We start from the raw sequence: 23,193 nt of genomic DNA, 5'->3' as shown, positions 1-23,193 counted from the left end.
GAATTCATCATGGGTCGATCCGAAGTCAACCGATCCGGCGAAATGGAGATCTTTGCGCGCGTGGTCGAGCTCGGGGGATTTTCGCCCGCTGCGCGTGCCGCGGGCATGACGCCCTCGGCGGTCAGCAAGCTCATCGCGCGGCTGGAGGCGCGGCTCGGTGCACGCCTGCTCAACCGCTCGACGCGGCAGTTGCAAGTGACGCCGGAGGGCTGCGCGTTCTACGAGCGGGCAAAGCGCATCCTGGCTGATCTGGAGGATGCCGAGCGGGCGGCGGGCCTCGGGGAGCAGCCGGTCGGGCGCGTGCGCATCAACACCAGCGCGTCCTATGCCACGCATGTGCTCGCGCCGCTTCTGCCGGAGTTTCTGGCGCTGCATGCCGGCATCACCCTCGACATCATTCTGACCGACGCCGTCGTCGATCTTCTTGCCGAGCGCACCGATGTCGCCGTGCGTGCCGGACCGCTGAAAAGCTCGAGCCTCATCGCCCGCAAGCTGGGGGAGACGCAACTGGTCGTCGTTGCCGCGCCCGCCTACCTTTCACGCTGCGGCGAACCCCGCACGATCGCCGAGCTTCAGGCGCACAACCGCCTCGGCTTCGGCTATACGCGGGCAGTGGACGGCTGGCCGCTGCGGGAGAACGGCAAGGCCGTCATCGTGCCCGCCACGGGCCGTATCCAGGCGAGCGACGGCGAAGCCCTTCGCTATCTGGCATTGGCGGGGGTCGGCCTTGCCCGTCTTTCCGCCTTCACCGTGCGCCAAGACATTGCCGCCGGCCGCCTCGTGCCTGTGCTCGGGCATCTTGGTGCCGAAGAGAAGGAGGCCTTCCATGCGGTCTATGTCGGCCAGGGCGGGCCGCTTCCTTCCCGCGTGAGGGCGCTGCTCGATTTTCTTGCGGAGCGCGGCAAGGTCTCCTGACCGGCTTGCCGTTTGCTAGCAGAAGGCCACTTCGAGGTTCTGCCGGTCGCGGGCAATGACCGAACAGGCCGTTTCGAAGCCCTCCGCCTTGATGGAGAGCATGAAATCGGGCGGTATGCCCGCGGAATTGCTGACCGTGATGCCCGCGCCGTCCACGCCGAGGCTCTTGACGGTGCAGTCGATCGTCGAGCGGCGGTCGTTGAAGATGATGGATCCGGCCTTCAGCACGCGCCGCCGTGCGCCGATACCGCCGGCCGCCTGCAGGGACGACCAGGCGGTGCAGCGGTTTCGCCCGTTCTGCTTGGCGTGGTACATGGCGGCATCCGCCTGGGCCAGCAACGTTTCGATGTCCCGCCCGACGATGGACAGAGCCGCGCAGCCGAAGCTGGCGGTAACGGCGAGTGTGCCGAAGGCGCCGGAAATCGGCCGTGCGGCAATCTCGCCGCGCAGCTTTTCCGCGGTGATCATCGCATCTTCCGCGCTCGTATGGGGCAGTACGATGGCGAATTCCTCGCCGCCGAGCCGCCCGAAAAGATCGCTGGCGCGCAGGCTGGACCGGCAGGCGGCGGCCACGGCCTTCAGTGCCTCGTCGCCCGCCGCATGGCCGTGGGTGTCGTTGACGTTCTTGAAGTGATCGACATCCAGCACCAGGCACGACAGGTCGTGCTTGTGGCGCAGTGCCGCGGCGATCAGCTGTTCCGCCTCGCGCTTGAAGGCGCGGCGGGTGAGGGCCTCGGTCAGGCTGTCGGTCGCGGCCGTCTGCATCAGTTCGATTCGGTCCATCGCAGCCCCCGCCAGCTCCTGCAGGATGTCGAGATCCTTCCGGCCGAAGGAGCGCGGCCTCCGGTCGATCGCGCAGACCGTGCCGACTGTGGAGCCGGCCTTGGTCTTCAGCGGCACGCCGGCATAGAAGCGGATGTGCTCGGGGCCGGTGACCGCGGGATGCGCGACGAAACGCGGATCCCGCGTCGCGTCCTGGACGATCATCGGCTGCTCGTCGACAAGCACATGGCGGCAGAACGTATCCTCGAGCGGGACCTCGTCTGCGGAAAGGCCGGAGCAGGCCTGGTACCATTGCCGATGCCCGTCGATGAGGGAGACGAGGCCGATCTCCACGGTGAAGATCTGCTGGATCAGCCGGACGAACCGGTCGAAGCCCGCGTCGCGCGGACTGTTGAGGAGATCGAGGTTTTCCAGTGCGGCAAGGCGTTTCCTTTGCCGCTGGATCGTCTCGTCAGACGATTTGCCGAATGTCCTGACCGTCACGAAACACTCCTCCGCTGGACAAAACCGGTTTGCTGGTTTCAGCACGACGGGCGCCTGCCTGCAACACTGCCAGGGTTGGCGCCGGGTGTTTTCCCCGCCGGGCTTGCCGGCATGCGAACCGGGCGTTGCGCCGGCGCGGTGCCGATCAACGCAGGTGTGAGGCCGCTTCGGGATTTTTCCAGACCGGATGGCTGAGGGTTTGCAGGCTGCGGGCATCGGCGCCGGCGATCCGGGCCATCAGCGCTCTCGCCATCTCGCGGCCGGCCAGATGCACGTCCTCGTCGGCCGTCAGGATCTCCGGGCGCATCCAGTTGAGGGCGGGCGAGACCTGCTTGGAAACGATGTCGAGGTCCTTGCCGATCTCCTTGCCGGCCATCTCGACGCCAGCGCTGACGGCAACGGCGAGGCTGGCGCTGACGCAGAGGACGGCGTCCGGCGGCTCCGGCGCCCGCATCGCGCGGTCCATCGCGGCCCTGACGTCGAGAAGGGGGGTGTCGATCGAGACCGGCAACGACACCTCGGTCATGCCGAAGTCGCGCAGCCCGCGCTCGAGCCCGGCGGCGATATGGGCCGCGTAGGTGAGGTCGCGGGGAGGGCGGATGATCGCCAGGCGCCTGCGGCCCCGGCCGGCCAGCTTCCCGACGGCCTGATAGACGAAGCTCTCATTGTCGAAATCGTGGAAGGGATGCGTCCATCCGGAATCGGTCCGGCCATGGGTCACGAAGGGAAAGTCCTTCTCCAGCAGCAGCTGCACGCGCCGGTCGTCCGGCGCAGTGCGCATAATGATGACGCCGTCGGCCGAGCGGCTCTGCAGGATGTTGCGGACCGGCAGCAGGGGATCGCTGTCATGGGAACTCGGGCTGACGATCAGATTGTATCCTGTGTCCTTCAGCGCCTGCGAAATGCCGAAGATCATCTGGCTGGTGAAGCCCATGATCTCGTCGTCGACATTCAGGACCAGCGCCAGCACGCTGGTCCTGCCCGTCCGGAGGCGCAGGCCCGCCCTGTTCGGCTGATAGCCGATCTGGCTGGCGACGAGCCGGACACGTTCCTTGGTTTCCGGCCCGATATCCGGCGCATCGCTGAGCGCGCGTGAAACCGATGTGGTGCTGAGGCCCGTCATGAAGGCGATCGTCTTCAGGGTGGGGGGCAGGTTTCCATCCCGCATGTCGCTCTCCATTTCCCTATGGCGCCTGATGCGATCAGGCCCGCCGGGCATCCGCTCGAAATTTTCTACGATTTGCTTTAACGATAAAGTATTTTGGGTGATATCCCCGCTCGGAAAAATATCTTTATGAATCAGAATAGTAGAAGATGCTTTTGGTGGTGTATTGAAAAATATTCCGATGTGGCGTAGCAATTTACATTATCGATTAAGTTGGCGAATGTCGATGCACCTGCGCGTGCGGTCATCGTCACTGCCGATCCCTGCAGGCCGCCGGTCGTCCATCGAGCGGCAGATCCGGACAAAGCCATGACATCCTTGCCGAAAGCCAATCCCGCGATCGATCTTTCCGGCCCGTGGACACTCACCTCGGCCGATGGCGACATCACGGCGCCGATCACGCTGCCGGGCGATGTGCACACGGCGCTGACGGCCGCGGGCCTCATTCCTGATCCCTATGTCGGCCGCAACGAGGAGGCGGTGCAATGGGTGGCGCACCGCGGCTGGGTTCTCGAGCGCCGCTTCCTGTTGCCGGAACCGGATGGCGACTGGTACCTCGACATCGACTATCTCGACACGGTGGCGGCCGTCTTCGTCAACGACGCGCCGGTGCTGCTCGCCGACAACTGCTTCCGCCGCTACCGGCCCGATGTCGGCGCCCAGCTGAAGGCGGGCGAGAATGTCATCCGCATCGTCTTCCAGTCGAGCATCGCGGCGGGTGCCGACCGACAGGCCCGGCAGCCCTTCTACGTTCCTTACCATCCCGGCAATTCGCCCATCCCCAACGGCAACATGCTGCGCAAGCCGCAGTGCCATTTCGGCTGGGACTGGAACATCGCGATCGCGCCGCTGGGTCTCTACGGCACGATCCGGCTCTGCCGGCTCGACAGGGCCCGCATCGAGCACGTGACGACGCGGCAGACGCACAATGCGGATGGTTCGGTCTATCTGCAGGTGGCGGCGACGGTTTTTGCGAAGAACCCAGACATCGTGGCCCTCCATTTCGCGCTTGGTGACGAGCGTGTCCGCCTCGATGTCGGCGTCAATGCCGGCGAAACGGTTGTTACCCATGTCTTCGAGATCGCCGCGCCGCGGCTGTGGTGGCCGGCGGGAAGCGGCGAGCAGGCGCTCTACACGCTTGGCGTGGAGCTGCCCGGTGATGTCGTCGTCAGGCAGATCGGTCTGCGCATGATGGAGCTCGTCACCACGCCCGACGCGGCCGGAAGCCGCTTCGCGCTGAAGGTCAACGGGCGCGAAATCTTCTGCCGCGGCGCCAACTGGATCCCGGCCGACGCGCTGTTTTCACTGTCGAGCCCGGACGGGACCGCGGATCTCCTGCAATCCGCTGCGGCAGCCAACATGAACATGATCCGCGTCTGGGGCGGTGGTTTTTACGAGCCGGACTGGTTCTACGACCTTTGCGACCGGCTGGGTCTTCTCGTCTGGCAGGACTTCATGTTCGCCTGCAATCTCTATCCCTCCACCGAGGACTTCCTCGACAATGTCGCACGGGAGGTGGACTACCAGGTGCGTCGCCTCTCCTCCCATCCGTCGCTTGCGCTCTGGTGCGGCGACAACGAGCTGGTCGGCGCGCTCACCTGGTTCGACGAGCCGCGGAAGGACCGCGACCGTTACCTGGTGTCCTATGATCGCCTGAACCGCACGATCGAGCAGGCGATGCGCAAGGCGGCGCCCGATGCGATCTGGTGGCCGTCGAGCCCGGCCTCCGGCTATCTCGATTTCGGCGACGCCTGGCATGCCGACGGCTCCGGCGACATGCACTACTGGTCCGTCTGGCACGAGAACAAGCCGTTCGACAATTACCGCAGCGTGCGGCCGCGTTTCTGCTCGGAGTTCGGCTTCCAGTCCTATACGTCGCTGCCCGTCATCAAGACCTATGCCGAGGCGAGGGATATGAACATCGCCTCGCCCGTCATGGAACTGCACCAGAAGAATGCCGGCGGCAACGAACGCATCGCCGCCACCATGTTCCGCTACTTCCGCTTCCCGAAGGATTTCCCGAACTTCGTCTATCTCAGCCAGATCCAGCAGGGTCTCGCCATCAAGACGGCGGTGGAATACTGGCGTTCGCTGAAGCCGCATTGCATGGGCACGCTCTACTGGCAGCTCAACGACACCTGGCCGGTCGCCTCCTGGTCGAGCCTCGACTATGGCGGCCGCTGGAAGGCGATGCACTATCTCGTCCGCCGCTTCTTCCAGCCGGTCGCGATCGCGGCAATCCCGGAGGAAGGCGGCGGAGCGATCCGCTTCTCGCTGGTCAACGACACGCTTGCCGATGTCACGGTCGACCTTTCGATCGCGCTCCTCGACATGAAGGGAGAGCGCCGGCCGCTCGTGGATGCCCGGGCGGCCTGCACGCCGGACGCCGCGGTGACCGCTGCGACCGTCACGGCGGCGGATCTGCCGGCCGGTGCCCTCATCGTCTGGCGCTTCACCGCATCGAACGGCATGCAGGGCGAAGGGCACTATGTGCATGGCACCTACAAGGCGCTGGACCTGGAGCCGGCCGGGCTGACATTCACGCAGGAAGATGGACCGGACGGGACCATCCATCTCGACGTCACCGCCACCGGACTGGCGCTCTTCGTGATGATCGAGACCGACACCGACGGCCGTTATTCCGACAATGCCTTCGACCTTGCGGCCGGCGAGACACGTCGCATCGCCTTCACTCCCGCCAAACCGCTCCCCGCCGGCCCCCGCCCGGTCTTCCGCCTCTACGACCTGCAATCCTGCCATGCGACAGAACCGGCTGCCGGGTGAGATGCTTCCGGCCGGAGGCATGGACGGTACATGCGTTCCATAAATCGCCTTATGTGATCTGAGGGCGAAAAATGCGGCTCTGATCGCCGAGGCACTGTCTGGCGGCCCCAGTCCCCTTGCGCCACCCCTGCCCCGTGGGCAGACGCGGCGTCAGTGCGCCCGCCACTCCCGATACCATGCCGCGAAGGCGGCGATGCCGTCTTCCAGCGACACGCGTGGGACAAAGCCGGTGAGGTGGGTCAACAGGTCGGTGGAGGCGAAGGTGCGGGGCACGTCGCCGGGCTGCATGGGCATGTAGTTGCGCGTGGCGGGGCGGCCGAGCGCTTTTTCGATCGTCTCGATGAAGGTCATCAGCCCGACCGGCTGACCGCCGCCGATGTTGACGGTGCGGAAGGGCGCGCCGGCCGAGAGCGTATCGATGATGCCGGGCGCCGTGACACGGCCGTCTTCCCGCGGCACGACGTCGACGAGCCGCACGATGGCCTCGACGATGTCGTCGATATAGGTGAAGTCGCGGCTCATCCTGCCCTCGCCATAGACGTCGATCGGGCGGCCGGAGAGGATGGCGTCGGAGAACTTGATCGGCGCCATGTCGGGCCGGCCCCAGGGGCCGTAGACGGTGAAGAAGCGGAAGGCCGTCGTCGGCACGCCGTAGAGATGGGCGTAGGAATGCGCCATCAGCTCCATGGATTTCTTCGAGGCGGCATAGAGCGTCATCGGCTCGTCGGCCCGGTCGGCCTCGGCGAAGGGAACCTTCTCGTTGGCGCCGTAGATCGAGGAGGTGGAGGCGAGCAGCAGGTGCTTCGGTTGCAGCGCGCGTGCCAGCTCCAGCACGTTCCACGAGCCGACGAGGTTGGATTCCACATAGGCGCCGGGATTTTCCAGGCTGTAGCGCACGCCGGCCTGGGCGGCGAGATGGAGGATGACGTCGGGCTCTTTCAGCGCGGCCGCGGCATCGAGCGCGGCACGGTCCTCCAGCCGGCCGGTGACCTGGCGGAAGCCGTCATGAGGTTCGAGCAGGGCGAGGCGTTGCGCCTTCAGCCGCACGTCGTAATAGGGTGTCATGCCGTCGAAGCCGGTGACCGTGTGGCCGTCGGCGAGCAGGCGCCGCGCGAGGTGGAAGCCGATGAAGCCCGCGGTGCCGGTGACGAGGAAATGCGTCATTCCGCCGCCTCGGAGACCGGTGCGACCATCGGAGAGGTGCCGCGGCCGATGCTCGAATAGGCAAAGCCGTGGCGGGCCACTTCCTCCGGCTTGTAGACATTGCGCAGGTCCACCAGCACGGGTTTGGCCATGCTCGCCTTCAGCCGCTGGAAATCGAGCGCGCGGAACTGGTTCCATTCCGTGACGATGACCATCGCCTCCGCACCCTCGGCAATGTCGTAGGGCGAGGTGCCGTAGGTCACGTGGTCGAGCACGGTCCGGGAGGCCTCCATGCCCTCGGGGTCGTAGGCGAAAACTTTCGCGCCGCCGTCCTGCAGGGCCTGGATGATGGAGATCGACGGCGCGTCGCGCATGTCGTCGGTCTCCGGCTTGAAGGTGAGGCCGAGCACGGCGATCTTCTTGCCGCGCACCTCGCCGCCAAGTGCGGTGACGACCTTGCGGGCCATGGCGCGCTTGCGCGTGTCGTTGATGGCGATGGTGGTCTCGATCAGCCGCACGGGGCTGTCATTGTCCTGCGCGGTCTTGACCAGCGCCAGCGCGTCCTTCGGGAAGCACGAGCCGCCATAACCGGGGCCGGCATGCAGGAACTTGGCGCCGATGCGCCCGTCGAGGCCGATGCCGCGCGAGATCTGCTGCACGTCCGCGCCGACCTTTTCGCAGAGATCCGCAATCTCGTTGATGAAGGTGATCTTCATGGCGAGGAAGGCGTTGGCCGCATATTTGATCAGCTCGGAGGTGCGCCGGGTGGTGAAGAGCAGCGGCGACTGGTTGAGGTAGAGCGGCCGGTAGACCTCCGTCATCACCTCGCGCGCCCGCTCGTCCTCGATGCCGACGACGATGCGGTCCGGTCGCTTGAAATCGCTGATCGCAGCCCCCTCGCGCAGGAATTCCGGGTTCGACACGACGGCGATGTCGGCCTCGGGGCGGGTTTCGCGCATGATGCGCTCGACCTCGTCGCCGGTGCCGACGGGCACGGTCGATTTCGTGACGACGACGGTGAAACCCTTGACCGACTGGGCGATTTCGCGGGCGGCGGCGTAGACATAGGAGAGGTCTGCATGGCCATCGCCGCGCCGCGAAGGCGTGCCGACGGCGATGAAGACGACGTCGGCCTCGCTGACAGGGCCGGAAAATTCGGTGGTGAAGGAGAGCCGGCCCGCCTTGACGTTCTCCGCCACCAGCGCCTCGAGGCCCGGTTCGAAGATCGGGATCTCGTCGCGGTTCAACGCCTCGATCTTCGCCTCGGCCTTGTCGATGCATACGACGGTGTGGCCGAAATCGGCAAAACAGGCGCCGGATACCAGGCCCACATAGCCCGAACCGATCATCGCGATCTTCATGATGCTTCTTCTCCGGATGGGACCTTTTCGCGGCTGTCCTGGCCGTCGACGATCACAGATAGAATACGACGCCGGGCAAAGCACGGAACGCCGCCCGCTTCAAGCGGAATGCGGGCGGTATCTAGTGTGCGGCGGCGGTCTTCGCCACCCCGCGCCTTCCGCCCTGCGGGCCAGGGGGCGCCTGTCACCACGATTTCCAGGCCAGCAACAACCCGCCATCGTCATGCTCGGCCGCCCGGCAGGCCGCCTCGACATCGCCGAACGGTGCGCCGCGCGGCAGGTCGCCCGCCACAAGCGCGGCGTCGGCCAGCGTGATCGCGCCGCCCCGGGCGACGACGGTGAAGATCAGCGGGCCGGTGGACCACCAGGCCGGCGCCCCGGGCATGGCCGCGACGACATCGGGCAGCACCGCATTGAGGCGGATGAGGACCGGGTGATGGGCGGGCGCGGCCAGGAAGGAATTGGCGAGCAGCAGGCTGCCGCGGCCGGTCTTGCGGGGAATGTCCTCCGCCATGGCGGTCAGCCCGGTCATCGGCAAGAGATCGTGGAAGCTGATGTCGGCGCGGGCGGGATACCAGTCGCAATCGAGGTAGATGCCGCCCTCCTGTTCGACGAGGAGATAGCGCGCGATATCGACGGCGCCGGGATAGTCGCCCCGCTCCAGCATGGCGCGGAACGCCTTGTTCTCGTGGATGCCGGCCTCTTCCAGGTCCTTCTCCCGCCAGAGGAAATGGCCATAGCCATGGGCCTTGGCGTGCTTTTCCCAGGCTTTGGCCGAGGGCGGCACGGCCCCCTGCCCGATCCAGACCTGATGGATGACGGGCGGGATCGCGGTGCGGTTCGCCTCGGCGATCGCCCGCCGCTCGGCCGAGGAGAAGGTTCCGTGCGTGGCCAGAAGGTCCGGATCGGGCACGAGATGGTACTGGTAGCCGATCCGCTCCAGCGGATCGTCCTCGGCCTTCGCGAGCTTGAGGAAAGCCGAATGCAGCCGGCGCGGCAGGCCGAGCGCCGTTTCCTGCCCGAGGGCGGCACGCTCCGGATCGGCGGAAACCGCCTCCAGCACCTGCCAGGCGGCACCGAAATCGCCGTCCTCGCGGTATTCGGCGGCTTTTTCCAGTTGTTCGTTCAATCGTTGCTTGGCTGACATCAAGCTGTCCTAGGGGAGTTCCGGCAAAAGTGCGAAGCGGTTTTGCATCCGCCGGCGGGGTTGAAGCAAGAGCGTGCCCGTCTGCCGGCGGCGTTTCTTCATATTCGGTCCCGGCCGGAGCAACGACAACCCCCAACCTTGCCTGGAGTAAGGCGTGGACAGAAAAAAGTGCGCGCGCTAGTGTCTTGGCGGGGAACATCAAGAAAAGGCCGCGTGGATAAAATCCGTCAGGCGGGAAAGCACATATGAATTCGAATGCGATGCGCCGGCCGAGGGACCTGCTGCGGATTGAAGACCTGCACGTCTCCTTCTCCCTGATGGGCGCAAGGATCACTGCCGTCAGGGGCGCAAATCTCAGGGTGTTGCCCGGCAAGGTGACCGCCCTCGTGGGAGAATCCGGCTCCGGCAAGTCCGTCATCAGCCAGACCGCCATGGGCTTGCAGCCGCCGACCGCGCGGGTCACCGGCAAGATCCTCTTCGACGACCCGCTCTCCGACGAAGGCCCGATCGACATCCTGCCCCTGCCCCGCGACGGCAAGAAGATCCGCTCCATTCGCGGCGGGCGCATGGGCATGATCTTCCAGGAGCCGATGACCTCGTTTTCGCCGCTGCACACGATCGGCGACCAGATCAGCGAGTCCCTTGCCATCCACACCGGCCTTACCGTCGCGGAGATGCGCGAGCGCTGCGAGGACATGCTGGCGCGCGTCGGCTTCAACAATCCGCGCAAGGTCTACGACATGTATTCCTTCGAGTTGTCCGGCGGCATGCGCCAGCGCGCGATGATCGCCATGGCGCTCGTCTGCGGCCCGGCGCTGCTGATCGCCGACGAGCCGACCACGGCGCTCGACGTGACCATCCAGGCGCAGATCCTGAAACTCCTGCGCGACCTGCAGCAGCAGATGGACATGGCGGTGCTGCTCGTCACGCACGATCTCGGCGTCGTTGCCAACATCGCCGACGAGGTCGTGGTGATCTACCAGGGCGAGATCATGGAGGCGGGGCCGGTCGAGACGATCTTCCATCGGCCTGCCCATCCCTACCTCAAGGGCCTGATGGCGGCGATCCCGCATTTCGGCATGAAGCGCGGCGACCGGCTGAAGCCGCTGCGTGAGATCGAGGTCAACCAGGACAGCCTGCTGTCGAAGAAATATCAGGCCCGCACCGGGCCGGATGTCATCCTCTCGGTCCGCGACCTCAGCAAGACCTTCGTGACCCGCAAGGACAACTGGGCCATGCCGGGCCAGCAGAAGGAAAAGCCGCGGCCGGCCGTCGATGGCGTCAGCTTTGACATCAGGCGCGGCGAATGTCTCGGCCTCGTCGGCGAAAGCGGCTGCGGCAAGACCACCGTCAGCAAGATCTTGATGCGCGCGATCAAGCCGGACGCCGGATCGGTGCTGTTCGACGACGGCAAGGGGCCGGTCGACGTGCTGAACGCCAAGGGCGCCGAGCTGCAATCGCTGCGCACGCGCCTGCAGATGGTGTTCCAGGACCCGCAATCCTCGCTCTCACCGCGCATGACGGTCGGCGACATCCTGCGTGAACCCCTCGACATCCACGACTATGGCGACGCGGCCAAGCGCAGGATGGCGTCGAAGGCGCTGATCCGCGCCATCGGCCTCGACGAGGCCTCGCTGAAGCGCTATCCGCACTCCTTTTCCGGCGGTCAGCGCCAGCGTATCGGCATCGCCCGGGCACTTGCCCTCGGCCCGAGCATGATCATCTGCGACGAACCGGTTTCCGCGCTCGACGTCTCCGTGCAGGCGCAGATCCTCAACCTGCTCAAGGACCTCCAGAAGGACCTCGGCCTCACCTATCTCTTCATCTCGCACAACCTTGCCGTGGTCGATTACATGGCCGACCGGGTCGCCGTGATGTGGGCCGGGCGCATCGTCGAGATCGCGCCGCGCGAGATCATCATGACCGCGCCGGTGCATCCCTATACGCGGGCGCTGCTCGATGCCGTTCCCTTCCCCGATCTCGAGCGCCCGCTGAATTTCGAGACGGCCGGCCGGACCAGCGCCGTCTCGCGTGAGAGCTGGGCACAGGTCTTCCGCGACGAGGAGGGCAGCGAGGGGCTGGCGCCGGCCGATCTCGGTGGCGGCCATTTCGTGCTTGCCCGCAGGAATGCCGACATGCGGGAGCTTTGCTCGTGATCACGCGCCGCACCACACTCGGCCTGCTGGCCGCCGCCTTCGTTCCCGGCATCGCCCGCGGCTTGGACAGCGATGTCGCCTATTTCAAGGACAAGATCGCGGCGGGTGAACTGCCGCCGGTTGCAGAGCGCCTGCCGAAGGTGCCGCGCGTCGTCAACACCGCCGCGCTCGGCGGCGCCCCCGGCAAGCAGGGCGGGCGGTTGCGCATCCTGATCGGCGGCCAGCGCGACGTGCGCCTCGTCCCGATCAACAGCTATTCGCGCCTTGTCGGCTACGATCGCGACCTGAAGCTCGTCGCCGACATCCTCGAGAGCTTCACTGTGGAAGAGGAGCGCATCTTCACCTTCCGCCTGCGCGAAGGGCACAGATGGTCGAGCGGCGACCCCTTCACGGTGGAGGACTTCCGCTATTGCTGGGAAGAGGTCATCCTCAACCGCGAGCTCCTGAAGGGTGGTCCGCCCACCGACCTGCTCGTCGAAGGCAAGCCGCCCGCCTTCGACGTGGTCGATCCGCTGACGGTGCGCTACACTTGGGAAAAGCCGATCCCGGATTTCCTGCCGAAACTCGCCTCGCCCATTCCGTTGGTGCTGGCGCTGCCGTCCGCCTACATGCGGCAGTTCCACAAGAAGTTCCAGACAGCGGAGGCGCTGGAAAAGCATATCAAGAAGCAGCGCGTCGACGACTGGCGCGGCCTGCACATCAAGATGTCGCGCCAGACCCGGCCGGAAAACCCGGATCTCCCGACGCTGGAGGCCTGGCGGCCGCGCACCGCCCCGCCCGCCGAACAGTTCATCTTCGAGCGCAACCCGTTCTTCCACCGGGTCGACGAGAACGGCACGCAGCTGCCCTATGTCGACCGGCTGGTGCTGAACGTCTCCTCGCCGGATCTCATCTCCGCCAAGACGGCGACCGGGGAAAGCGACCTGCAGATCGGCAATCTCGACTTCACCGACTACACGCTGCTGAAGAGCGCCGAGGCGACGTATCCGATCAACGTGATGCTGTGGAAACGCACGCTGGGCTCGCGTGTCGCCCTGATCCCCAATCTCAACTGCGGCGATGAAGGCTGGCGCACGGTGCTGCGCGACGTGCGCGTGCGCAGGGCGATGTCGCTCGCCATCAACCGTACGGAGATCAACAAGGCGGTCTTCTACGGCCTCGGCCAGGAAAGTGCCAACACGGTGCTGCCGGAAAGCACCCTCTTCAAGCCGGACTATGCAAAGGCCTATGCCGGCTATGACCCGGCGGAGGCCAACCGCCTGCTCGATGCGGCCGGGCTCGACAAGCGCGACGACGAGGGCACGCGGCTTCTTCCGGATGGCCGCCCCGCCCAGGTCGTCATCGAGAGCGCCGGCGAGAGCACGCTGGAAACGGATGTGCTGGAACTCGTCACCGACTATTTCCGCGAGATCGGCCTCGGGCTTTTCGTACGGGTTTCCCAGCGCGACATCTTCCGCAGCCGCGCCATCGGCGGCGAGGTGGTGATGTCCGTCTGGTACGGGCTCGACAATGGCGTGCCCACACCGGAAATGTCGCCCGCCGAACTGGCGCCGAGTTCCGACGACCAGTACCAGTGGCCCGTCTGGGGCATGTATTACGCGACCGTCAAGACCAAGGGCGAGCCGCCCGACATGCCCGAGGTGCAGTATCTCGTCGACAGGCTCGCCGCCTGGGAAATGACGACGACGGAAGCGGAGCGCACGGCGATCTGGCATGAAATGCTCGCCCATCACGCCGACCAGGTCTTCACCATCGGCACGGTCAACGGCATTTCCCAACCGGTGGTGCGTGCGCGCCAGCTGCGCAACATGCCGGAAAAGGCCCTCTGCGGTTTCCAGCCCACCGCCTTCCTCGGGGTCTACATGCCGGATACGTTCTGGTACGAGGAGGGTGCGTGATGGGACAGGCGATCTTCCATGCGTGGTCGTCAGCCAGCCGGCAGGCGGATGAGGGGCGGCCACGGACGAAACCTTGCCGCTTCGCCCTGCCCCGGCCCCAGGAGCCAGCCCGATGATCCGCTACATCCTCTGGCGCATCGCCGTCATGGTTCCGACGCTCGCGCTCATCTCGGTGCTGGTTTTCACCATCATCGAGCTGCCGCCAGGCGACTATTTCGAGAGCTACATCTCGGAGCTGCGCGCCATGGGCGAGGCGACCGACATGGCCGAGATCGAGGAGCTGCGCGAGCGCTACGGCTTCGACAAGCCTGCGCCGTTGCGCTACCTGCACTGGGTCGGCGGCATGCTCATCGGCGATTTCGGCTACTCTTTCGAATATCGCCTTCCCGTTTCGGAGGTGGTGGGCGACCGGCTCTGGCTGACGGTGCTGGTCTCCTTCGTGACCATCATCTTCACCTGGCTGATCGCCTTCCCGATCGGCATCTACTCGGCCACCCACCAGTATAGCTGGGGCGACTACGGCCTGACGCTCGCCGGCCTCATCGGCATTGCCGTGCCGAACTTCATGCTGGCGCTGGTCGTCATGTATTTCGCCAATATCTGGTTCGGCGTCTCGATCGGCGGGCTGATGGACCGCCAGTTCCTCGGTGCGCCGATGAGCTGGGAGAAATTCCGCTCCATCCTCTCGCATATCTGGATACCCGTGATCATCATCGGCACGGCGGGCACGGCCGCGATGGTGCGCCGCCTGCGCGCCAACCTGCTCGACGAGCTCAACAAGCAATATGTCGTGACCGCACGCTCCAAGGGCCTGCATCCGATGCGTGTCCTCACCAAATATCCGCTGCGCATGTCTCTCAACTTCTTCATCTCCGATATCGGTTCCATCCTGCCCTCGATCATCTCGGGCGCGGAGGTGACCGCCATCGTGCTGTCGCTCGAAACGACCGGCCCCATGCTGATCAAGGCCTTGCAGACACAGGACATGTATCTCGCCGGTTCCTTCCTGATGTTCCTGGCCTTCCTGACGGTCATCGGCGTGCTGATCTCGGATATCGCGCTCGCCATTCTGGATCCGCGCATCCGGCTCGGCGGAGGAAGCCGCAAGTGAAGACGCCTCTTCCCGAACCCGGCGCCCCGCTCGGCCATTTCGTCTCGGACAAGCCGTTCGACCCCTATGCCGCCGAACACAAGACGGAGGAGCTGAAGAAGGTCGCGCAGGCCTCGCAGTTCCAGTTGATGTGGTGGCAGTTCCGCCGCCACCGCATGGCGCTCGTCTCCGGCATCTTCCTCCTCGTCATCTACCTGATGATCGCGGTCAGCGAGTTCCTGTCGCCCTACAACCTGCACACCCGCAACATCGACTTCATCTACTCCCCGCCGCAGACCCTGCGTTTCATGCATGAGGGCCAGTTCGTCGGTCCCTTCGTCTACGGCCAGAAGATGACGCTCGACATGGACAATCTGCGGCGCGTCTACACGGACGACAAGACGGACGTGCAGAAGCTGCGCTTCTTCTGCAGTGGCGACAAATACAAGTTCTGGGGCCTGTTCACCTCGGACGTCCATCTTGTCTGCCCGGCCAAGGACGGCCAGTTCTTCTTCCTCGGCACCGACCGGCTGGGGCGCGACATGCTCTCGCGCATCCTCTATGGCGCGCGCATCTCGCTCACCATCGGTGCGCTAGGCGTTGCCATGAGCTTCGTGCTCGGCATCGTCATCGGTGGCCTTGCCGGCTATCACGGCGGCGTCTTCGATCTCATCGTGCAGCGCGTCATCGAGGTCCTTCAGTCGATTCCAAGCATTCCCCTGTGGATGGCGCTCGCCGCGATCATCCCGGTCACCTGGAGCCCCATTCTCGTCTATATCGGCATTACGATCATCCTCGGCATGCTCGACTGGACCGGACTTGCACGCGCCGTGCGCTCGAAACTTCTTGCCTTGCGGGAGGAAGATTATGTATTGGCGGCCCAGGTCATGGGCGCGGGCAGCGCCCGCATCATTCGCCGCCATCTCATACCCGGCTTCATGTCCCACCTGATCGCCAGCGCAACGCTGACCATTCCGGGCATGATCCTCGGGGAGACGGCACTGAGTTTCCTCGGGCTCGGCCTCCGGCCACCCATCACCAGTTGGGGCATCCTTCTGACGGAAGCCCGCAGCATCAACATTATCGCCCTCTATCCGTGGCTGCTCTTTCCGGTGGTACCCGTCGTTTTGGTCATTCTGGCTTTCAACTTCCTTGGCGATGGACTGCGTGATGCGGCTGACCCCTATAAGTGAAATCGGGATTACGAATGCAGAAGAATCGCCCCTCCACGATGGCGAGCCCGGCGGATTTCGGGAGACTTTGCCCTTGAGCCGCAGTTTCGAGCACGCCCGCATCCTCATGTACAGCCACGACACGTTCGGCCTCGGGCACCTGCGCCGCTGCCGTACGATCGCCCATGCGCTGGTGGAGGAATATCGCGGCCTCAACGTCCTGATCATCTCGGGCGCGACGATCGCCGGCGCCTTCGATTATCGCGCCCGTGTCGACTTCGTGAAGATCCCCAGCGTCATCAAGCTGCGCAACGGCGAATACACCTCGCTGGAGCGCCATATCGACCTGGAAGACACGCTGACCATGCGCCGGTCGATCATCCGCCACACGGCCGAGACGTTCAATCCGGACATCTTCATCATCGACAAGGAGCCGATGGGCCTTTCCGGCGAGGTGGAGGAAACGCTGGCCTACCTGAAGGGCCGCGGCACGCGGCTGATCCTCGGCCTGCGTGAAGTCATGGATTCTCCGCACCTGCTCGATGCCGAGTGGAAGCGCAAGGACGTCATGCACAAGATCGCGCGGTTCTACGACGACATCTGGGTCTACGGCCCGCCGGATTTCTATGATCCGCTCGTCGGCCTCGACGTGCCGCAGGGCGTGCGCGACAAGCTGAACTTCGTCGGCTTCCTGCAGCGCAACGCGCTGCAGATGGACCGCGCCCAGTACCAGCCCTCGGGCGACTACATCCTGGTGACGACCGGTGGCGGCGGCGACGGGGCTGAACTGGTGGAGGATGTGCTTCGCGCCTACCGGCACGATGCCGGTCTCACCCATCGCGCCCTCATCGTGCTCGGCCCCTACATGCCGCAGGGCGAGCGCACCAAGCTGACGCAGGAAGCTGCGAAAATCCCCTATGTCGAGGTGATCGAGTTCGATTCGCGCATGGAGGACCTGGTGGCCGGCGCGAAGGCCGTGGTGGCGATGGGCGGCTACAACACCTATTGCGAGATTCTCTCCTTCGACAAGCCGGCGCTCATCGTGCCGCGCGTGCAGCCGCGCGAGGAGCAGCTCATCCGTGCCACCCGCGCTGCCGAACTCGGCCTCATCAACATGCTGCTGCCGGAGGAATCGGCCGATCCCGCGCGCCTTGCCGCCGTGCTGAAGACCCTTCCGGAATGCCGACCGCCCTCGAGCGGCAATCCCGAACTCCGGCTCGAAGGCCTGCGCAACATCGCCCGCATCGTCGGCGAGGAGCTTTCCGCGCGGGAACTCACCCCGCCGTCCGTCGCTTGAAAGAGGCCACGCCCGCCGTGTCGCTGCCGCATAAGATCGTCGTGCTGCTGAAGGGCTATCCGCGCCTTTCGGAAACCTTCATCGCTCAGGAACTGCGCGGGCTGGAGCGCGCCGGGCTCGAGCTTGTGCTCGTCTCGCTCCGCCGCCCGACGGACAAGAAACGCCATCCCGTGCACGACGAGATCAAGGCCCCGGTGTTCTACCTGCCGGAATACCTGCACGAGGAGCCGCTGCGCGTGCTGCGCGGCCTGTTCAAAAGCCTTCGCGCCCCCGGCTTCGGGGCCGCTTTCCGCCAGTTCCTGAAGGATCTGCCGCGCGATTTCAGCCGCAACCGGTTCCGCCGCTTCGGCCAGGCGGCGGTGCTCGTGGGGGAGTTTCCCGAGGCCGGCGGCTGGCTGCACGCCCATTTCATCCACACCCCCGCCTCCGTCGCCAATTATGCGGCCCGCATGCTTGCCCTGCCCTTCTCGGTCTCGGCCCATGCCAAGGACATCTGGACATCGAAGGACTGGGAACTCGCCGACAAGCTGACGATCGCCGACTGGGCGGTGACCTGCACCAAATCCGGCCACGCCCACCTGCAGACCCTCGCCGGCCCGCACCGTGACCGGGTGCACCTCAGCTACCACGGCCTCGATCTCGACCGGTTTCCGCCGCTTGAGACCGGGGAGCACGCCCCCCCGGCCGGATGCGACTGCGCCCATCCGGCAGAGGCCGCCGCGAGCGGCAATGCCCGCCCACTGCGTGACGGAGCTGACCCGCAGGATCCCGTCACCATCATCAGCGTCGGGCGCGCGGTGCCGAAGAAGGGCTACGATGTCCTGTTGAAGGCCCTTGCGCGGCTTCCGGCCGATCTTCACTGGCGTTTCGTCCATGCCGGCGACGGCGGCGAGCGGGCGAAGCTGCAAAAGCTCGCCGACGAGCTTGGCATCGCGCAAAGGATCACCTGGCTCGGCGCGGTCGACCAGAAGGATGTGCTTGCCGCCTATCGCCGCTCTGACATTTTCGCGCTCGCCTGCCGCATCACGCCGGACGGCGACCGCGATGGTCTGCCGAACGTGCTGGTGGAGGCGGCAAGCCAGCAGCTCACCTGCGTGGCGACCGACATTTCCGGCATTCCCGAGCTTTTCGAGAACGAGGAGAACGGCCTGCTCGTCCCCTCCGAGGACGTAGATGCGTTTTCCCGAGCGCTTGAACGCGCGATCCGCGATCCCGCCCTTCGCCACCGCCTCGGTGCGGCCGCCGAGGCGAAGGTGCGCCGGAGCTTCGACCACCATACCAGCATTGCGCAGCTGAAGGCGCTGTTCGAGGCGGGAGCCCGCCGATGAGCGCCCCGCGCGTCCTCTTCTATGTCCAGCACCTGCTCGGCATCGGCCATCTCGCCCGCGCCAGCCGCATCGTGCGCGCGCTCGTCGATGACGGCTTTGCGGTCACGCTCGTCACCGGCGGCATGCCGGTCGACGGCTTTCCCGGTCCCGGCATCGACCATATAGCCCTCCCGGCCATCGCGGTCGGTGACGGCGGCTTTTCCGCGCTCGTCGACGAGAACGGCGCGGTTATCGACGAGGCCTTCAAGGCCGCGCGGCGCGACGAACTGCTCGCCGCCTATCATGCCCTGCGGCCCGATATCGTCATTGTCGAGGCCTTCCCCTTCGGTCGCCGCCAGGTGCGCTTCGAGCTGCTGCCGCTGATCGAGGCGATCGAGGCGAGCACGCCGCGCCCCCTCCTCCTGACCTCGCTGCGCGACATCCTGCAGGAGCGCGCCAAGCCGGGCCGCGACGAGGAGACGATCGACCTCGTGCGTCGTCATTTCGACCGGGTGCTCGTGCACGGCGATCCCGCCTTCGTGCGTCTGGAGGATACGTTCCCGCTGGCGGAGGCCATTGCCGAGCGGGTGGTCTATACCGGCCTCGTCGGCGGTCCGGCGGCAGAGCCTGCCGCCGAACGCTACGACGTCGTCGTCTCGGCTGGCGGCGGGGCTGTCGGCGCCGGCCTGGTGGAGGCCGCACTCCAGGCGGCGCAGGAGCTCGATAGCGCCCGCCGCTGGCTGGTGATCACCGGCCCCAACATGCCGCAGGCCGATTTTTCGCGCCTTTCCGGCGCATGCCCGGCCAATGTCGATCTCGTGCGCTTCCGCACCGATTTCCGCAATCTCCTCGCGGCAGCGCGGCTCTCGGTCTCACAGGCCGGTTACAACACCGTCTGCGACGTACTGCAGGCCGGCTGCGGCGCCGTGCTGGTGCCCTTCGCATCGGGCGGCGAGAGCGAGCAGACGGCGCGTGCCGAACGGCTGGAACGGCTCGGCCGGGCTGTCGTGCTGTGCGAGGATACGCTTTCCAGGGAGACGATGGCAGACGCAATTTCTCGTGCGCTTTCCGCGGAAACGGAGAAAAATGTGCCTGTTTTGCAACTGGATGGCGCCAATCGCACCGCAAAAATCCTGAGGGACCTACTAAAACAGCGAGCGACTACCTAGCTCTTGCGGTATTGCGGCTGTCTTATAATCTTCACACGAGACAGCGGCCTTTCACGCACAGAAGCTCTTCATGGAAAAAAGCCTCGCCCGGTACATTTGGGTCCACACCCGGCCGCAGCAGCTCGCGATCCTGCTGATCGTCGCCCTGTCCATGATTCCCTACTATCTGGCCTTCGACCTGCCCAAGCAGATCGTCAACGGCCCGATCCAGGGGACGGGATTCGAGCAGCCCGGCAACACCCAGCTCTTCATGCCGATCGCCTTCGACCTGCCGTTCTTCGGCCATGTCGAGCTTTTCGCGGGCCTGCCGCTGGAGCGCATGCCCTCGCTGCTCGCCCTCAGCCTGACGTTCCTCGTGCTCGTCATCATCAACGGCCTGTTCAAGTATTTCATCAACACCTACAAGGGCCGCCTTGGCGAGCGGCTGCTGCGGCGCATCCGCTACGAACTCGTCGATCGCATCCTGCGTTTCCCGCCGCGCTATTTCAAGCACATCAAGGCCGGCGAAGTTTCCTCCATGGTCAAGGACGAGGTGGAACCGCTCGGCGGCTTCACCGCGGATGCCTTCGTGCAGCCGGCGCTGCTCGGCGGCCAGGCGCTGACGGCGCTGATCTTCATCTTCATCCAGCATTTCTGGCTCGGCTTCATCGCCTTCGCGATGGCGATGATCCAGGTCGGCATCATCCCGCGCATGCGCCGCCGGCTCATCGAGCTCGGCCGCGAGCGCCAGCTCACCGCCCGCCAGCTCGCTGGGCGCGTGGCGGAAATCGTCGACGGCATCGACACGATCCACGCCTACGACACCTCGAACTACGAGCGCGCCGACATCGCCGCCCGGCTCGGCCGCATCTTCAAGATCCGTTACGACATCTACCAGTGGAAGTTCCTGGTCAAATTCCTCAACAACTTCCTCGCCCAGCTGACGCCCTTCCTGTTCTACTGCATCGGCGGCTACCTCACGATCGTCGGCAGGCTCGACGTCGGCCAGCTCGTCGCCGTCATCAACGCCTACAAGGAGCTTCCGGGGCCGCTGAAGGAGCTGATCGACTGGGAGCTGGTGCGCCAGGACGTTCAGGTGAAGTACGAGCAGGTCGTCGAGCAGTTCGAAGCCGATGAAATGATCGCTCCGGAAATCCAGGCGATCGACGCGGAGAGCCAGCCGGCGCTGAACCATCCGCTCAGCACCACGAACCTCCTGATCGACGACGATATCGGCGGGCGGGCCCTGGAGCATGTCACGGTCAAGATCGCGCCCGGCGAGACCGTCGCCATCATCGGCACGGCGGCGAGCGGCGGCGATCGTCTCGCCGAGGTGCTGGCGCGCGTCGTCTGGCCGGCCGGCGGCAAGGTGACGGCGGGCGACGACGACCTCTTCAGCCTGCCTGAGGCCGTGACCGGCAGGCGCATCTCCTATGTCTCGCCCGATGCCTATTTCTTCCATGGCAGCCTGCAGGACAACCTGCTCTACGGCCTCAAGCACGCACCGATCGAGCCGGCCGTCTACAAGGGGCAGGAGGCCGACCAGCGCAAGTGGGACGTGCTGGAGGCGCGCCGCTCCGGCAATCCGGATTTCGACCTCAACGGCAACTGGATCGACCTCGCCACGCTCAATGCCAACGGTACGGACGGGCTGTTCGGCGCGATGATGGCGGTGATGGACGTGGTGGAGCTGTCCGACGACGTGCTGCAGCTGGCGCTGCATTCCTCGATCGCGGTCAACAACAATCCCGATTTCGCCGCCCAGATCGTCGAGATGCGCCATGACCTTCGCGAGGAGCTGAACCGCCGCGACCTCAACAGCCTCATCGTGCCGTTCCGCGACAACGAGTACAACACCGAGGCGCCGGTCGCCGAGAACCTGTTCTTCGGCATGATGCCGGATCCGAAGGCCTCCACCAGGGCCATCGTCAAAACGCCCTATTTCCGCAACATCATGCGCGAGAGCGGCCTTGGCGAGGCGCTGTTCGAGATGGGCAAGGGCATTGCGGAGAGCACGGTGGAGCTCTTCAAGGACCTGCCGCCCGACCACCCGTTCTTCGAACAGCTGACCTTCATGCGGGCGGACGAGATTCCGACCTATCAGCACCTCCTCCAGAAGCTGCGGCACAATGCCGCACCCAGCGAGGAAGACAGGATTGCGCTGATCAGGCTCAGCTTCTTCTATGTCGAGCCACGGCACCGCTTCGGCGTGCTCGATGAGACGCTGATGCGCAAGATCGTCGAGGTGCGCCACCAGTTCCACGCGAACCTGCCGGTGGAACTGCAGACCCATATTGAACGTTACAATCCGAATGCCTATCTCACATCGGGAACGCTGGTCGACAATATCGTGTTCGGCAAGCTCAACCATCGCTTCAGCGACGCGATTTCCAAGCTCAGGGAGATCGGTGGGGAGCTTTTGGCCAAGCGGCCGGAACTCTACCGCGCGTTGATGGCGTTGGGGCTGGAATCGAATATCGGGACCGGTGGCCGGCGACTGAACAGCCTGCAGCGCCTGAAGCTGGGCCTTGCCCGCGCCCTCATCCGCCGCTCTGACTACTACATCTTCAACCGGGCGTTCTCGGGCGTCGACCACCACCTCCAGGAGCACATCGTGGAGGCGGCCCTTGCGTTCCTGGCCAAGAGCGGTGATAATCCAGCCGTTGTCTGGGTTTTGTCAAATACCCCGCTTGCAAAACACTTTAAAAGAGTGCTTGCTTTTGATGGCGGAAGTTTGGTGGAAGACGGAACCTACGAAACGATCGTCGAAAGTGGTACGGTATACAAGCAACTGATAGCATGACTGGTATGAAGTGATCAGATAACCGGAATTCGAGGCGGTTGACTGTTATGATCTTGAACGACGAAGTGCAGATGTTACGACGGGTGCCGCTGTTCTCGGGCATCGACGCAGGCAAGCTGAAACTGCTCGCCTTCGCTTCGGACCGCGTCAGCTACCGTGAGGGCCAGGAGCTCTTCCATCAGGGCGATGAAGGCGATGCCGCCTATGTCGTTCTGTCGGGCGTCGTCGATGTCTACAAGGAAGGTCCCTCAGGAGACGAGAAGATCGCATCGACCGGCAGTTGCTCGGTCGTCGGCGAAATCGCCATCCTCTGCGGCACGACCCGCAATGCCACCGTCAAGGCCTCCACGGTCGTGGAAGCGTTGCGCATTCGCAAGGATTGCTTCCTCAAGGTTCTCTCGTCCTGCCCCCGCAGCATGGCCGAAACCATGCGCGTGATGGGCGAGCGGCTCGCAACCGCGCACTGAGGACCTCTCCGTCGGCCTTGCCTGCCGGCATTTCCTGAACGCCCCCTTCGGGTCGGCCAGATTTCTGTTGCGTG

General features: G+C 65.1%; 16 protein-coding genes. 11 read left to right on the top strand and 5 right to left on the bottom strand.

Annotated elements, in window-relative coordinates; translation table 11 throughout:
* Nucleotides 1-9 precede the first annotated feature (9 nt).
* Nucleotides 10-915, top strand: a complete 906-nt coding sequence (locus tag P9A16_RS19700; protein WP_023516411.1) for a LysR family transcriptional regulator — start codon at nt 10-12, stop codon at nt 913-915.
* Between the two features lie 15 nt (nt 916-930).
* Here the strand turns inward: P9A16_RS19700 and P9A16_RS19695 are convergent, their stop codons facing one another.
* Together P9A16_RS19695 and P9A16_RS19690 are read right to left on the bottom strand one after the other, a co-directional pair.
* On the bottom strand, nt 931-2,181 hold the full coding sequence (locus tag P9A16_RS19695) for a sensor domain-containing diguanylate cyclase (protein WP_023516410.1): 1,251 nt from the start codon (nt 2,179-2,181) through the stop codon (nt 931-933).
* Nucleotides 2,182-2,326: 145 nt separating this feature from the next.
* Entirely contained in the window at nt 2,327-3,349 is a 1,023-nt protein-coding gene (locus P9A16_RS19690) for a LacI family transcriptional regulator (RefSeq protein ID WP_278025909.1), read from the bottom strand.
* A 306-nt stretch (nt 3,350-3,655) separates the two neighbouring features.
* On the opposite strand from P9A16_RS19690, the gene P9A16_RS19685 reads away from it, so the two are divergent.
* Nucleotides 3,656-6,130, top strand: a complete 2,475-nt coding sequence (locus P9A16_RS19685) for a beta-mannosidase (protein WP_024270291.1) — start codon at nt 3,656-3,658, stop codon at nt 6,128-6,130.
* 150 nt (nt 6,131-6,280) lie between these two features.
* Here P9A16_RS19685 and P9A16_RS19680 read toward each other — a convergent pair whose 3' ends face one another.
* The 3 genes from P9A16_RS19680 to P9A16_RS19670 all read right to left on the bottom strand — a co-directional run bounded on the left by P9A16_RS19680 (nt 6,281) and on the right by P9A16_RS19670 (nt 9,781).
* Complete coding sequence (locus P9A16_RS19680) at nt 6,281-7,294, bottom strand: NAD-dependent epimerase (protein ID WP_023517374.1); 1,014 nt, start codon at nt 7,292-7,294, stop codon at nt 6,281-6,283.
* Complete coding sequence (locus tag P9A16_RS19675; protein WP_023517375.1) at nt 7,291-8,634, bottom strand: UDP-glucose dehydrogenase family protein; 1,344 nt, start codon at nt 8,632-8,634, stop codon at nt 7,291-7,293. Before P9A16_RS19675 ends, P9A16_RS19680 begins: the two co-directional genes overlap by 4 nt.
* Before the next feature lie 184 nt (nt 8,635-8,818).
* Nucleotides 8,819-9,781: a hypothetical protein gene (locus P9A16_RS19670; RefSeq protein ID WP_023517376.1), complete on the bottom strand. Its 963-nt coding sequence runs from the start codon at nt 9,779-9,781 to the stop codon at nt 8,819-8,821.
* 260 nt (nt 9,782-10,041) lie between these two features.
* On the opposite strand from P9A16_RS19670, the gene P9A16_RS19665 reads away from it, so the two are divergent.
* The 9 genes from P9A16_RS19665 to P9A16_RS19625 all read left to right on the top strand — a co-directional run bounded on the left by P9A16_RS19665 (nt 10,042) and on the right by P9A16_RS19625 (nt 23,119).
* Nucleotides 10,042-11,937 carry a dipeptide ABC transporter ATP-binding protein gene (locus P9A16_RS19665; RefSeq protein WP_081870547.1) on the top strand — a complete coding sequence of 632 codons (1,896 nt, stop codon included), beginning with the start codon at nt 10,042-10,044 and terminating at the stop codon, nt 11,935-11,937.
* Complete coding sequence (locus P9A16_RS19660) at nt 11,934-13,835, top strand: ABC transporter substrate-binding protein (RefSeq protein ID WP_024270292.1); 1,902 nt, start codon at nt 11,934-11,936, stop codon at nt 13,833-13,835. Before P9A16_RS19665 ends, P9A16_RS19660 begins: the two co-directional genes overlap by 4 nt.
* A gap of 112 nt (nt 13,836-13,947) precedes the next feature.
* Entirely contained in the window at nt 13,948-14,946 is a 999-nt protein-coding gene (locus P9A16_RS19655; protein WP_023515393.1) for an ABC transporter permease, read from the top strand.
* Nucleotides 14,943-16,118 carry an ABC transporter permease gene (locus tag P9A16_RS19650; protein WP_023515394.1) on the top strand — a complete coding sequence of 392 codons (1,176 nt, stop codon included), beginning with the start codon at nt 14,943-14,945 and terminating at the stop codon, nt 16,116-16,118. Before P9A16_RS19655 ends, P9A16_RS19650 begins: the two co-directional genes overlap by 4 nt.
* Nucleotides 16,119-16,191: 73 nt before the next feature.
* On the top strand, nt 16,192-17,394 hold the full coding sequence (locus tag P9A16_RS19645) for a glycosyltransferase family protein (protein ID WP_023515395.1): 1,203 nt from the start codon (nt 16,192-16,194) through the stop codon (nt 17,392-17,394).
* A gap of 17 nt (nt 17,395-17,411) precedes the next feature.
* Nucleotides 17,412-18,722, top strand: coding sequence for a glycosyltransferase family 4 protein (locus tag P9A16_RS19640; protein WP_037406212.1), 1,311 nt, complete (start codon nt 17,412-17,414; stop codon nt 18,720-18,722).
* Nucleotides 18,719-19,870, top strand: a complete 1,152-nt coding sequence (locus P9A16_RS19635; protein ID WP_023515397.1) for a glycosyltransferase family protein — start codon at nt 18,719-18,721, stop codon at nt 19,868-19,870. The genes P9A16_RS19640 and P9A16_RS19635 overlap by 4 nt, the downstream gene beginning before the upstream one ends.
* Nucleotides 19,871-19,940: 70 nt before the next feature.
* Nucleotides 19,941-22,652 (top strand): ABC transporter transmembrane domain-containing protein, encoded by a 2,712-nt coding sequence (locus P9A16_RS19630; RefSeq protein WP_024270293.1) that lies wholly within the window; start codon nt 19,941-19,943, stop codon nt 22,650-22,652.
* Nucleotides 22,653-22,699: 47 nt separating this feature from the next.
* Entirely contained in the window at nt 22,700-23,119 is a 420-nt protein-coding gene (locus tag P9A16_RS19625) for a cyclic nucleotide-binding domain-containing protein (protein ID WP_023512973.1), read from the top strand.
* Nucleotides 23,120-23,193 lie beyond the last annotated feature (74 nt).

The sequence above is a fragment of the Shinella sp. 838 genome (genome assembly GCF_029623935.1).
Lineage (GTDB): Bacteria > Pseudomonadota > Alphaproteobacteria > Rhizobiales > Rhizobiaceae > Shinella.
The sequence above is the reverse complement of the archived record's forward strand: the minus strand, read 5'-3'. Positions and strand labels throughout refer to the sequence as shown.

Bases quoted from the DNA above. Each gene is read 5' to 3' on its own strand.
- P9A16_RS19700 (WP_023516411.1), top strand. From the start codon at position 10: ATGGGTCGATCCGAAGTCAACCGATCCGGCGAAATGGAGATCTTTGCG.
- P9A16_RS19690 (WP_278025909.1), bottom strand. From the start codon at position 3,349: ATGCGGGATGGAAACCTGCCCCCCACCCTGAAGACGATCGCCTTCATG.
- P9A16_RS19685 (WP_024270291.1), top strand. From the start codon at position 3,656: ATGACATCCTTGCCGAAAGCCAATCCCGCGATCGATCTTTCCGGCCCG.
- P9A16_RS19680 (WP_023517374.1), bottom strand. From the start codon at position 7,294: ATGACGCATTTCCTCGTCACCGGCACCGCGGGCTTCATCGGCTTCCAC.
- P9A16_RS19675 (WP_023517375.1), bottom strand. From the start codon at position 8,634: ATGAAGATCGCGATGATCGGTTCGGGCTATGTGGGCCTGGTATCCGGC.
- P9A16_RS19670 (WP_023517376.1), bottom strand. From the start codon at position 9,781: ATGTCAGCCAAGCAACGATTGAACGAACAACTGGAAAAAGCCGCCGAA.
- P9A16_RS19665 (WP_081870547.1), top strand. From the start codon at position 10,042: ATGCGCCGGCCGAGGGACCTGCTGCGGATTGAAGACCTGCACGTCTCC.
- P9A16_RS19655 (WP_023515393.1), top strand. From the start codon at position 13,948: ATGATCCGCTACATCCTCTGGCGCATCGCCGTCATGGTTCCGACGCTC.
- P9A16_RS19635 (WP_023515397.1), top strand. From the start codon at position 18,719: ATGAGCGCCCCGCGCGTCCTCTTCTATGTCCAGCACCTGCTCGGCATC.
- P9A16_RS19630 (WP_024270293.1), top strand. From the start codon at position 19,941: ATGGAAAAAAGCCTCGCCCGGTACATTTGGGTCCACACCCGGCCGCAG.
- P9A16_RS19625 (WP_023512973.1), top strand. From the start codon at position 22,700: ATGATCTTGAACGACGAAGTGCAGATGTTACGACGGGTGCCGCTGTTC.